This is a genomic window from Bartonella grahamii subsp. shimonis, from assembly GCF_036327415.1.
Lineage (GTDB): Bacteria > Pseudomonadota > Alphaproteobacteria > Rhizobiales > Rhizobiaceae > Bartonella > Bartonella shimonis.
The window spans coordinates 614,973-627,358 of record NZ_CP123961.1; the positions used below are offsets into that span (position 1 = coordinate 614,973).

At 38.3% G+C, this 12,386-nt stretch carries 13 protein-coding genes and 1 pseudogene; all 14 read left to right on the top strand.

Translation table 11 applies throughout. The annotated features are described in order from the left end of the window. The first annotated feature begins 155 nt into the window (after positions 1-155). The 14 genes and pseudogenes from QHG57_RS02715 to QHG57_RS02780 all read left to right on the top strand — a co-directional run bounded on the left by QHG57_RS02715 (position 156) and on the right by QHG57_RS02780 (position 12,344). Entirely contained in the window at positions 156-1,466 is a 1,311-nt protein-coding gene (locus QHG57_RS02715) for a Ppx/GppA phosphatase family protein (RefSeq protein WP_330169417.1), read from the top strand. Positions 1,467-1,495: 29 nt separating this feature from the next. After that, on the top strand, positions 1,496-2,224 hold the full coding sequence (locus tag QHG57_RS02720; RefSeq protein WP_330168590.1) for an RlmE family RNA methyltransferase: 729 nt from the start codon (positions 1,496-1,498) through the stop codon (positions 2,222-2,224). A 172-nt stretch (positions 2,225-2,396) separates the two neighbouring features. Further along, positions 2,397-3,422: a GTPase ObgE gene (gene obgE / locus QHG57_RS02725; protein ID WP_330169418.1), complete on the top strand. Its 1,026-nt coding sequence runs from the start codon at positions 2,397-2,399 to the stop codon at positions 3,420-3,422. A 1-nt stretch (position 3,423) separates the two neighbouring features. Beyond that, on the top strand, positions 3,424-4,563 hold the full coding sequence (proB, locus tag QHG57_RS02730; protein ID WP_330168592.1) for a glutamate 5-kinase: 1,140 nt from the start codon (positions 3,424-3,426) through the stop codon (positions 4,561-4,563). A gap of 45 nt (positions 4,564-4,608) precedes the next feature. Continuing rightward, complete coding sequence (locus QHG57_RS02735) at positions 4,609-5,865, top strand: glutamate-5-semialdehyde dehydrogenase (RefSeq protein WP_330169419.1); 1,257 nt, start codon at positions 4,609-4,611, stop codon at positions 5,863-5,865. Between the two features lie 29 nt (positions 5,866-5,894). Next, complete coding sequence (locus QHG57_RS02740) at positions 5,895-6,488, top strand: nicotinate-nucleotide adenylyltransferase (protein WP_330169420.1); 594 nt, start codon at positions 5,895-5,897, stop codon at positions 6,486-6,488. Between the two features lie 111 nt (positions 6,489-6,599). Beyond that, positions 6,600-6,986 carry a ribosome silencing factor gene (gene rsfS, locus QHG57_RS02745; protein WP_330168794.1) on the top strand — a complete coding sequence of 129 codons (387 nt, stop codon included), beginning with the start codon at positions 6,600-6,602 and terminating at the stop codon, positions 6,984-6,986. 1 nt (position 6,987) lies between these two features. Then, on the top strand, positions 6,988-7,470 hold the full coding sequence (gene rlmH, locus QHG57_RS02750; protein ID WP_330168595.1) for a 23S rRNA (pseudouridine(1915)-N(3))-methyltransferase RlmH: 483 nt from the start codon (positions 6,988-6,990) through the stop codon (positions 7,468-7,470). Between the two features lie 96 nt (positions 7,471-7,566). After that, positions 7,567-8,848: pseudogene (locus QHG57_RS02755) on the top strand (murein hydrolase activator EnvC family protein). Further along, entirely contained in the window at positions 8,838-10,148 is a 1,311-nt protein-coding gene (locus tag QHG57_RS02760; RefSeq protein ID WP_330168597.1) for a S41 family peptidase, read from the top strand. The pseudogene QHG57_RS02755 and the gene QHG57_RS02760 overlap by 11 nt, the downstream one beginning before the upstream one ends. 39 nt (positions 10,149-10,187) lie before the next feature. Then, positions 10,188-10,709, top strand: coding sequence for an RNA pyrophosphohydrolase (locus tag QHG57_RS02765; protein WP_330168598.1), 522 nt, complete (start codon positions 10,188-10,190; stop codon positions 10,707-10,709). 100 nt (positions 10,710-10,809) lie between these two features. After that, positions 10,810-11,370, top strand: coding sequence for an invasion associated locus B family protein (locus QHG57_RS02770; RefSeq protein WP_330168599.1), 561 nt, complete (start codon positions 10,810-10,812; stop codon positions 11,368-11,370). A gap of 344 nt (positions 11,371-11,714) precedes the next feature. Further along, complete coding sequence (locus tag QHG57_RS02775) at positions 11,715-12,008, top strand: YggT family protein (RefSeq protein WP_330168600.1); 294 nt, start codon at positions 11,715-11,717, stop codon at positions 12,006-12,008. Positions 12,009-12,029: 21 nt separating this feature from the next. Continuing rightward, entirely contained in the window at positions 12,030-12,344 is a 315-nt protein-coding gene (locus QHG57_RS02780) for a DUF167 domain-containing protein (RefSeq protein ID WP_330168601.1), read from the top strand. Positions 12,345-12,386: the final 42 nt, after the last annotated feature.

Here is a 12,386-nt window from a genome sequence, read left to right on the forward strand (position 1 = left end):
GTGAACATAAACGATTAATTTATCGTTTTAAGTTCATAAAGAGAAGAATGATTTCTTGTATTTATCATTTATTGCTACATTATTGCTTTATTTAGGAATAAGCAGAAAAGTTTTTGCGTTTGTTTATTGGGGGGAACGCTCAAGGGATAAGAGAAATGACCCCGTTAAATTATGGTTCAAAAGAGTTAAAGCGAGGAGAAATATACGATACAAAAGCAGATCAGTTGTATGATCAGTGCGGTAGTAATACAAATAATCGTTCTGCATTGTCACGAACAGAGGCATCTTCTGTCCTTGTTGATATAAAGAGACAACAGAGCAAAAAACATTATGAACAGAAACAGGCTTTTGTTCAATCTGAGACAGCTTTTGAGTTTCATAGTCAGATAATGACAGGTACTCAAAAAACAAAAAAACTCAAAGCACCTTTTCTTCGACGGTTCCTTCCAGTAAAATCTCCACCTCTTTATGCGGCACTTGATCTCGGAACGAACAATTGTCGTCTTCTTATCGCATCTCCCAGTAAACCTGGATATTTTCGTGTTGTTGATGCTTTTTCTCGTATTGTACGATTGGGAGAAGGTTTAATAAATAACGGTTTTCTTAATACACAAGCTATGGATCGTGCGATTGAAGCATTAAAGATTTGTCATGTAAAGCTAAAACAAAGGCATATTAAGCGTTATCGCTTGATTGCAACGGAAGCTTGTCGGTCTGCAGAAAATGGTAGATATTTTATTCAGCGTGTTTTGGAGGAGACAGGTCTTGAATTGGAAATTGTTGATCGGCAAACAGAAGCGCGTTTTGCTGTTACAGGGTGTAGTACACTTGTTGAACCAAATACTGACGCAATTGTGCTTTTTGATATTGGAGGAGGATCATCAGAAATTGTGCTACTTGATGTTTCTCAAAAACGTTCTTTTCGTTTAGCTAGACAAATTATCGCCTGGACTTCTCTTCCTGTTGGTGTTGTTACGCTTGCTGAACGTTTTGGAGGGAATGATGTTAGCTTAGACGATTTTGAAAAAATGAAAAGCTATGTGCGAGAGTTATTAAATAATTTTTCAGATCGTCATAAATTAGGAGAGTTAGCGCAAGGTTCGAAGTTTCATCTTTTGGGAACCTCCGGTACAGTTACGACTTTAGCAGGAATGTATCTTAATTTAGAGCGTTATGATAGGAAAAAAGTGGATGGCATTTGGATGAATGATGCAGACATTACTCTTATGACACAACGCCTATTATCATGGGATATAGAAAAACGTGTAATAAATCCTTTTATTGGGCGCGAGAGAGCAGATTTAGTTTTAGCTGGTTGTGCAATTTTAGATGTTATTCGCGAAGTTTGGCCAAGTCAGCGTTTAAGAGTTGCTGATCGTGGATTAAGGGAAGGAATTTTGATAGAGCTGATGTTACGCGATGGGGTATGGTGCCGTCATAGAAAGAGTAAAGACTTCAAGCGTTAGAGAATTAAATATGGAGCCAATGAATAACGATGAAAAAAACAACAAAAACACCGAGGGGTGGCTATGGCGGTTCAGGATCACATGAATTATATCAGCACGTAAAAAAGAAAGCAGGAACCATTAAAGCTTCATCACGACGATGGTTAGAGAGGCATCTGAATGATCCTTATGTCCATCAATCAAAAGTAGATGGTTATCGTTCGCGTGCAGCTTATAAACTCATTGAAATTAATGAGCGTTATAGGTTTTTGAAAAAAGGTCAAAAGGTTATTGATCTAGGAGCAGCACCTGGGGGGTGGTGCCAGGTGGCTGAGCGTATAGTAGGGTCAAGCAATGAAGACCCTAGCGTTGTTGGTATTGATTATTTACATGTTGATCCATTGCCTAGAGTTGCCATGTTGGAAATGGATTTTTTGCATACAGATGCACCGCAGAAATTAATTGAAACTTTAGGGACAAAACCGGATGTGGTTCTTTCTGATATGGCAGCGCCAACAACAGGTCATCGTCAGACGGATCATTTAAGAACGATTTATTTATGTGAAGTTGCGGCTGATTTTGCTCTTTCGGTTCTTAAGCCTAGGGGACATTTTTTAGCCAAGGCTTTTCAAGGAGGAGCAGAAAACACTCTTCTCATGATACTAAAACAGCATTTTAAAAAAGTCTATCATGTTAAACCACCCGCAAGCCGATCAGAATCAGTAGAGCTTTATCTTCTAGCACTTGAATTTAAGGGAAAAACAAAAATACAAGAATAGCGCCTTCTTTTAAGAAGACTTAACTTTAGTTAATCTATTTAGATGTGATGATTTTTTCTCAAAGAGTTATCGGCGATATTGACAGTTTTTCTGTTATCAATGATGAAAAACTGGTAAAACTGATGTATTACCTATAGAGGTAGAGAGATTGATTCCTCAGTGAGTGCTTCCAATGAAATTTCTTGATCAAGCTAAAGTTTATATTCGTTCTGGTAATGGAGGTTCTGGAGCAGTATCATTTCGTCGTGAAAAATTTATAGAATTTGGGGGACCTGATGGGGGGAATGGAGGACGGGGTGGTGATGTTTGGGCTCTTGTTGTTGATGGGCTTAATACGTTGATTGATTATCGCTACCAACAGCATTTTAAAGCAAAGACAGGGGGGCATGGCAAGGGGCGTAATATGACGGGTGAAAAGGGTGATGATGTCATCCTTAAAGTTCCGGTTGGGACGCAAATTTTTGAAGAAGATAATACAACGTTAATCTGTGATTTAACGAAAGTGGGACAGCACTATCGTCTTGCAAAAGGAGGGAATGGCGGTTTTGGGAATCTTCATTTTACAACATCGACAAATCGGGCACCGCGTCATGCAAATCCAGGTTTGGCTGGAGAAGAGCGCGCAATATGGCTTCGTTTGAAGTTAATTGCTGATGCCGGGCTTGTTGGTTTACCCAATGCTGGAAAATCAACTTTTTTAGCTTCTGTAACGGCTGCAAAACCAAAAGTTGCAGATTATCCTTTTACCACTCTGCATCCTCATCTTGGTGTTGTACGTATTGATGGTCGTGAATTTGTTTTGGCTGATATTCCAGGATTAATTGAAGGAGCGCATGAAGGTGTGGGAATTGGAGATCGTTTTTTAGGACATGTGGAACGTTGTCGCGTACTGCTTCATCTGATTTCTTCTCAAGAAGAAGATGTAGCAAAAGCATACCGAATTGTGCGTCATGAACTTGAGGCATATGGAAATAATCTAAGTGATAAAACTGAAATTGTTGCTTTAAGCCAGATAGATACTCTGACAACTGAAGAGCGTGAAGCTAAACGGGAAGCTTTGCAAAGAGTAGCGGATCAACCTGTTATGATGTTTTCTGCGGTTAGCCGCGAAGGTTTAGAAAATGTGCTGCGTGCTGGTGCACGTATTATTGAAATGTCACGCAAAGAGGAGATTAGTGAGGATAGCAAGGTTGATTGAGATGGCTGTTGGATCGCAAAAACTTACACACTATAAACGTATCGTGGTCAAGATTGGATCTGCACTTTTGGTTGATCCACAGACGGGTTTACGCGTTGAATGGCTTAAAAGCTTGATCAATGATGTTGTTGAATTACACAAAGGAGGTGTAGAGATATTATTGGTGTCTTCAGGCGCTATTGCTTTAGGAAGGACATTGTTACAGCTTCCTAAGGGCGCTTTGAAATTGGAAGAAAGTCAGGCATGTGCTGCTTTGGGGCAAATTGAGTTAGCAAAAACCTATGGTGATGCGCTTGCTCAACATGGGCTCAAAACAGGACAAATTTTGCTCACTTTATTTGATACGGAGGAGAGAAGGCGTTATCTCAATGCACGTGCAACGATTGAGATGCTTTTATATTTGGGAGCTGTGCCTGTTATTAATGAGAATGATACTGTTGCAACAACTGAAATTCGTTATGGTGATAATGATCGTTTAGCTGCACGTGTGGCAACAATGGTGAGGGCAGATCTTTTAATACTTTTATCCGATATTGATGGTCTTTATACAAAGTCTCCCCATAGTGATCCTACGGCTGAATTTATACCTTTTGTTGCATCTATTACGCATGATATCGAAAAAATGGCAGATGTTGCTGCTTCAGAATTTTCACGGGGAGGAATGAAGACTAAGCTTGATGCCGGAAAAATAGCTAATGCTGCTGGAACGGCGATGATTATCACCTCAGGCAAGCGTATGAATCCCCTTGCTGCAATTGACAAAGGTGAACGCAAGAGTTTTTTTGCGGCAAGTAAGAAATCTGTCAATGCTTGGAAAACATGGATTTCTGGTCATTTAGATCCATCTGGTGTTTTGACGATTGATCAAGGAGCCATTAGGGCTCTTGAAACAGGAAAATCGTTATTAGCAGCAGGGGTTATTGGCGTTGAGGGAAATTTCCAGCGTGGGGATACGGTTGCAATTGTTGGTACAGATGGAGTTGAGATTGCACGTGGACTTGTAAGCTATGACAAAGATGAGGCTGTACGCATTATAGGACATAAAAGTGAAGAAATTGAAGCTATTCTTGGGTACGAGGCACGCTCCGCTATGGTGCATCGTAATGATATGATTGTACGTTGCTTGACCAATTCTGTTTAAAAAAGTTACTTTTGTTTTTATTGTTTTGGCAGAGTGGATGATACGATGACTTTAGAAGAACAAATGAAAGATATGGGGCAAAAAGCACGCTATGCCGCTGCAGCGTTGGCTGTTGCCCCTTCTGAGCAAAAGAACAATGCATTGGAAATGATTGCTTTAAGTCTAGCGGCTCACTCAGATGAAATTTTACGGGCGAATTGTCTGGATTTAGAGAAGGCTTCTCAGAATAATTTGAAAGCTGCAATGGTCGATCGGCTCAAATTAGATGAATTGCGTTTGGGTGCAATGATAGATAGCGTTCGCAAAGTTGCTCGTTTATCTGATCCTGTTGGGCAGGTCACGAGTGCGTGGACACGTCCCAATGGGCTTCATATAAGTCGTGTACGGACACCTCTTGGTGTGATTGGTATTATTTATGAAAGTCGCCCGAATGTTACAGTTGATGCAAGTGCTCTGTGCTTAAAATCGGGCAATGCTGCGATCTTGCGAGGTGGTTCGGATAGTTTTCATTCTTCACATGCTCTTCATTGTGCGTTGGTACAAGGTTTAGAACGCTCTGGTTTACCTAAAGATGCTATCCAAATGGTTGGAACGACAGATCGCGCTGCTGTTGGGGAAATGCTCAAAGGATTGGATGGAGCGATTGATGTGATCATACCACGTGGTGGAAAGAGCCTTGTTGCCCGCGTTCAGTCTGATGCACGTGTTCCAATTTTTGCTCATCTGGAGGGACTTTGTCATATTTATATTGATAAATCGGCAGATTTAGATATGGCACGCAATATTGTTTTAAATGCAAAGTTGCGGCGGACAGGGATATGCGGTGCTGTTGAGACAGTTCTCATTGACAGCCAGGCATTAAAAAAGTTTCTTCCTGTTTTAACTGCTTTACAGGAGAAGGGGTGTGAAATTCGTGCTACAGAAGATATTGTTTTTCTTATGCCAGATGTCAAATTAGCTTCTGAAGAAGATTGGTCGCATGAATATCTTGATGCTATTCTTTCTGTTAAAACGGTTGAGGGTGTTGAGGGAGCCATTTCTCATATCAAGCGTTATTCATCAGGACATACGGAATCGGTTATTGCTGAGGATTTGGAAGTGGTAAAGAAATTTTTTAATCATTTAGATTCAGCTATTTTGCTGCACAATGCGTCCACACAATTTGCTGATGGAGGTGAATTTGGTTTTGGAATGGAAATTGGTATCGCAACAGGAAAAATGCATGCACGTGGCCCGATAGGTGTTGAACAGCTAACTTCATTTCAATATCATGTTAAAGGAAATGGTCAGGTTAGAGCTTGAAAACGCCATTTTTTCCATGGAAAAATTGTATGCCACATGTTGAAAGATCCAATGTTGTGGGTCTTTTTGGTGGTTCCTTTAATCCACCGCATGCAGGGCATCTTCTTGTTGCAAAAATTGCCATTCGGCGTTTGGGTCTCAATCAGTTATGGTGGATGGTCACTCCAGGGAATCCTTTAAAGGATTGTACACAGTTGCTCTCTTTAGAGGAGAGAATGCAATTAAGTTTTAAACTTATTGACCATCCAAAAATTCGCTTAACAGGTTTTGAACAGGCTATAGGAAGCAAAGTATCCATAGATACGATTTTTCATATTCTTACTCATCACAGTGGCGTAAATTTTGTATGGATTATGGGTGCAGATAGTTTTACGACAATACATCATTGGTATCGATGGCATGATATCGTCTCCATGCTTCCTATTGCGATTATTAATCGTCCTTTAGGCAATCGGTCGGCACTTTTTTCTCCTATGGCACATATTTATCGCCGTTTTCGTTTGGATGAGAGAGAAAGTAAGCGATTACCTTTTATCAAGCCACCAGTTTGGACTTATTTGCATGGACCTTTATCTTTTCAATCTTCAACAAACCTTCGTTTGAAGAAGAATGATTTTTCTTGAACATTTCATAAGATTCTGCTTCTCTTTAGAGAAATTTCTTTTTTGCATTCCACAACGATAAGAAAGGATATTGATCTGAAAAACGTGGCACACAAACACTCTTACGATATTATGTCCTTAACAGAAAAAAAAGTTTTTTCTGTTAAGGACAGTCTTGAGGTTATTCTCAAGAGTTTAGAAGATACAAAAGCAGAAGATATTGTTGCTATTGATATTAAAGGGAAGTCATCTTTGGCTGATTATATGGTCATAGCTTCAGCAAATTCGCAGCGTCATGTATCTTCAATTGCCGATCATTTATTACATACTTGGAAAGATAGTGGGCAAGGTCTTGCGCGTGTAGAAGGGCTTGCTGGGGGTGATTGGGTATTGATTGATACAGGTGATGTTATCATTCATCTTTTTCGTCCAGAAATTCGTCTTTTTTATAATTTAGAAAAGATATGGATGACTCCAGATTTAAACGATACAGCTTCAGTTCTCTTCGGAGATCATTAAAATGCAAATTTCTATTTTTGCGGTTGGTCGTATGAAAAGTGGAGCGGAGCAAAAATTAGTTCAGCATTATTTGGATCGTTTTTCTAAAATTTCTGGAGCTGTAGGCTTTCATTTAAAAAAGTTACAGGAGATACCAGAAAGTCGTGCTCCAACAGCGTGTCAGCGTATAGAGGAAGAGGGTAGGAGACTTATTGAATTTTTACCTGAAAAATGTCGATTAATTGTGTTGGATGAGCGTGGAGAAACGATTTCTTCAACTGCTTTTTCTGAAAAATTGGGGTGTTACCGTGATGAAGGCATTCGAGATGTTGTCATTGCTTTAGGAGGACCTGATGGGCATAGTGAACAAATAAGGAATCGTGCTGACTTTCTTTTATCTTTTGGTTTTATGACGTGGCCACATCAGATTGCACGTATTCTTCTTGCAGAACAACTTTATCGCGCTGTAACAATTGAAAATAATCATCCATATCATCGTTTTTAATATTTTTGTGCAATTTTTAGCACTTATTTATATATTTATTAATATTGTTTTAGCTGACACCATTTAAAGCATCTCTAATATATACAATAATGTGTCATGGTTGGGCAAATGAAAAAGCTTCTTCATAGAAAGATGCGATATTTATATGAGGAATGCGTGATATTTGTCATCCTGTTCTTGAGTATATTTTTTTGCTTTTCTGTATCGCATGCGGAAGATACAATGAGTAGTACGCAAGCACATAAAGAATTGGGAGAAATTCGCCAAAATATTTCACTTTCGCGTGAACGTGTTGCTTTTCTTACGCGTCAAGTTGAGCATTTAAAAAAAGATCAACGTGTTTTGAGTGATGCACTCATAAAGGCGGCTAAAGAAGAGCGTATAATAGCAGATGATATTGCTAAAAGGGAAGAAAAACTAAAAAAAATGATAGAAAAGCGGGTACAAGTCTATCAAAGTTTAAAAAATCGTCGTGCTGAATTTGCGGAAGTTCTTGCAATTTTGGAACGTATGGGATTGAATCCGCCTCCTGCTCTTATGATACAGCCAGAGGACGCGTTGGCTTCTATACGTAGTTCTGTTTTATTAGGTACTGTTATTCCTCAGATGCAAGATAGAACACGAGATTTAACAGAGAAACTCAAGGAGTTGACCAATTTAAGTAATTCCATTACTATGGAGTATGCGGCATTAAAGACAAAACTGCAAAATCAAGCAGAACAGCGAAAACGTCTAGAACTTTTATTAGACAAAAAAAACAAACTACAAAAAAAATCAGAAAAAGAACTTACAGAACAGCAACAAAAAAATATTGCTCTTTCTAAAAAAGCACAGTCTTTGGAAGAGTTGATTTTAGAGCTTGACCGTCAGTCAAAACTTAGCTCTGATGTATCAGTACAGGTACGGAAAAGTTTGCAATTGTTAGAACAGTCCAATTTTGAAAGCCGAAAAGGTTCTTTACTTTTTCCTGTTTCAGGAAAAAGAATACGTCACTCTAACAAAAATTCGCAAATTACGCGCTTTGGTGAAGCGATAGAAACAGAGTCAGGAGCTGTTGTTATCTCACCTGTGGATGCTTTTGTTGCTTTTGCTGGGCCATTTCGTTCTTACGGACAGTTAATTATTCTTAATGTTGGAAATGGTTATCATATCATTCTGACTGGAATGTCGAGAATTAATGTAAAACAGGGGCAGTTTGTTCTTTCAGGTGAGCCTCTGGGTATAATGGAGATGCAATTTATTTCAAACAGTGTTGCATTGGATATAGGAAAAACTTCTCCAATGCTTTACATTGAGTTTAGAAAGCAGGGGAAACCTGTAAATCCAACTCCTTGGTGGCAGACTGAAAAAAATAAGAAGGAGCCAAAATGATTCGTAAAGTTATTTTTTTGGTCGCTGGGGTATTTCTCGGCGCCTGTTCAATGATTATGGTGCAGTCTGTTGCTGCGAATAGTGAAGATAATGCTTATAAAAAGCTAGCTATATTTGGCGATGTTTTTGAGCGTGTGCGTATGCAATACGTTACAGTTCCAGATGATAAAAAGCTTATTGAAAATGCTATCAATGGCATGCTCACTTCACTGGATCCTCATTCATCTTATTTGAATGCTGAAGAAGCCAAGGATATGCGGGATTCTACGAAAGGAGAGTTTGGCGGTCTTGGTATTGAGGTGACTATGGAAAAAAACTTAATTAAAGTTGTTTCACCAATGGATGATACTCCCGCTTCAAAAGCAGGTATTCTAGCAGGAGATTTGATTTCAAAAATTGATGATGTAGAAACGAATGGTCAAACATTGAATGAAGCTGTTAATAAGATGCGAGGTGCTCCTGGAACACCAATTACCTTAACAATTATTCGTTCTGGCGTTGATAAGCCGTTTGAAGTTAAGATTGTTCGTGATATTATCAAGGTAAAAGCGGTGAAATATCGGGTTGAGGGCGATATTGGGTATGTGAGAGTTATCCAGTTTTCTGAACAGACATTGGGTAATCTTCTGGCGGCGATTAAAGATATCCAATCTAAAATTCCTGAAGATAAGCTAAAAGGTTACGTCCTTGATTTGCGGCTTAATCCTGGTGGGCTTTTAGATCAAGCTGTTAATGTTTCGAGTGCTTTTCTCAATAAAGGTGAAATTGTGTCGACCCGTGGACGCAAAAAGAGTGATGTGACAAGATTTGATGCGAAACCAGGTGATGTCATCAATGGAAAACCGCTCATTGTCCTTATTAATGGTGGTTCGGCAAGTGCTTCTGAAATTGTTGCGGGTGCATTACAAGATCATCGTCGTGCAACAATTTTAGGGACGCAGTCTTTTGGTAAGGGATCTGTTCAAACAATTATTCCTTTGGGTGAAAATGGAGCTTTACGCTTAACAACAGCACTTTATTACACGCCATCTGGCACTTCTATTCAAGGAACAGGAATCACGCCTGATATTATTGTAGAACAACCACTCCCTGAAAAATATAAGGGTTATGATGTAAAAGTTGGTGAATCAGCATTAAAAGGACATATCAAAGGAAAACGAGAGAATAATAAAGGATCTGGTTCAGCTGCTTTTGTTCCGAAAGATCCTAAAGATGATATTCAATTGAATGAGGCTTATAAACTGTTACGAGGTGAAATGGCAAATGCAGCATTTCCACCAGATCCCAATAAGGATGTGTTAAAGTGAGAAATGATATCTATAGCTTGCGATTTTGAGGAATATTAAATGGGTGCAGGTATTAATTTGAAGATTCTTCCATATCGCAAATGTGTTGGGATTGTTGTCTTTAATCATGAGGGTAAAGTTTGGGTTGGACGTCGTTTAATGACGCCTATTCATGCAGATATTGAAATATCTCATCGTTGGCAGCTTCCTCAAGGAGGGATTGATGAAGATGAAAAACCATTAGATGCAGCATATCGTGAACTTTATGAAGAAACAGGTATTCGATCTGTAAAGTTGATTAAAGAAGCACAAAATTGGTTCCACTACGATTTTCCACAAGAACTTATTGGGTGCACATTAAGCAATAAATATCGTGGGCAAATACAAAAGTGGTTTGCTTTCCAGTTTACGGGAAAGCTTTCCGAAATTGCGATTAATCCGCCACCAGATGGCAATAAAGCGGAATTTGATCAATGGAAATGGATTGATCTAGAAACCCTTCCGTTGATTGCTGTTTCCTTTAAAAAGCATGTTTATATGAAAGTTGTCAGCGAATTTCGAGGTAGCCTTAGATCACTATAAAAGCTATATGATTATGAGAAAGCTTTTTTTATTAAGATGCTTTATATCATTTATAAATAATAAACATGTTTCTCTTTTATGTAAAGAACAGGAATATAAAATGAAAAAGTTATTTAATTTACTTATAGTTTTTACTCTCTTGAGTATTTCATCTGTTGCTTTTGCAACAAGTGCCAAGCCTCCTGCGTCAAAAGATGCGGCAGCGACGTTGCCAAATGGAGCTTCTTCTTTGACTGAAACCTACGGTTTGTGGACTATTAACTGTGGTATACAAGAAGGGAAAAGAATTTGTTTTATGCACCGTCAAGAAGTGAATGAGCAGGGGCGTGTTGTTGTGGCTATGAGCCTTATTCTCAATGCTGAGGGTGTTGTATCTGGTAATTTAACAGTTCCTTTTGGCATTTTGGTTTCTAAGCCTGTTCGTTTACAAGTTGATGAGGGAAAAGCTATTATCGAAACCGGTATTCGGACTTGTGTACCAGCAGGCTGCATGGTTCCTGTCGTTTTTGACAAAAATCACGTAGCAGCTTTACGTTCTGGAAAACAGTTAAAGCTGGCAATGACAATTGCTGCTGCAGGTGAACCAGCTTTGAATGATTTATTTGTTCAGCTCGATGGTTTTAGCAATGCTCTTAACCGTTTGACCGCTTTGCAGAAATAGTTTTAAAACTAAAAGCGGCCTTTAAAAGGCCGTTTTTAATTTGTTCGGTATTATTAATAATTAAAATGATGAGATCTAAGATTAATCCTATAAGGAATATTCAGAGTTTTGTTTAATCTCTCAGATTCTTTACTGTTTCTTCTATTCTCACGTACTATTTTTAATTTTTATATTTGTTTTTTAGCAGCATCGTCATTAGATAGAGAAATGAAGAATTCAAATGTCTGGTTTTTATTCAAGAAAAAAGAGTATTGGGAATATAAAGCCATTTTTTGATACATAGACCTGCTTTAATGAAGGTTTTCTATACGCTCTTCTGTTTCTTTGATTGAAAGGGATGACGCATGATTTATGCATTGCTTCGAACGATTGATTTGATTTTTGATATTTATATTGATATTTTAATCGCTAGTGTCATTTTTTCTTGGCTTTATGTCTTTAATATCATAAATTCGCGCAATCGCTTTGTTGTTTTGATAGGAAGCTTTCTGTATCGTCTTACAAATCCCGTTCTAAGCCGTATCCGGCAAATTTTACCAAATTTTGGAACAATTGATATTTCACCTATTGTGGTGTTCATTATTATTTATTTTATTCGTACTTTTATGTGGCACGCTTACGAAAACATGTACTTATAAAATATTATTTGAGGCAAATACATGTTTTATCAAGTTGATAAAAATAGCTTGGTTTTGTTTGTATATCTCATTCCCAAATCATCTGTTGACAAAATAATAGGAGTTGAATGTAGGGATGGTGAAAAACAATATCTGGTTATACGCCTTCGTGCTGTTCCTGAAGATGGAAAAGCGAATAAAGCTCTCATTAAATTTCTTGCGAAGCAGTGGAGAATACCATCTTCTTCTATTTCTCTGAAAAGCGGCGCAATATCTCGCTACAAACAACTTTTCTTTTCAACACATTTAGAAGAGCTAAAGCAGTTATGGCAATCCTTTAGAGATCGCATTTCGTAGAAAAATAAATAATAAAGCCTATTAAAAAACAGGCTTTATTTA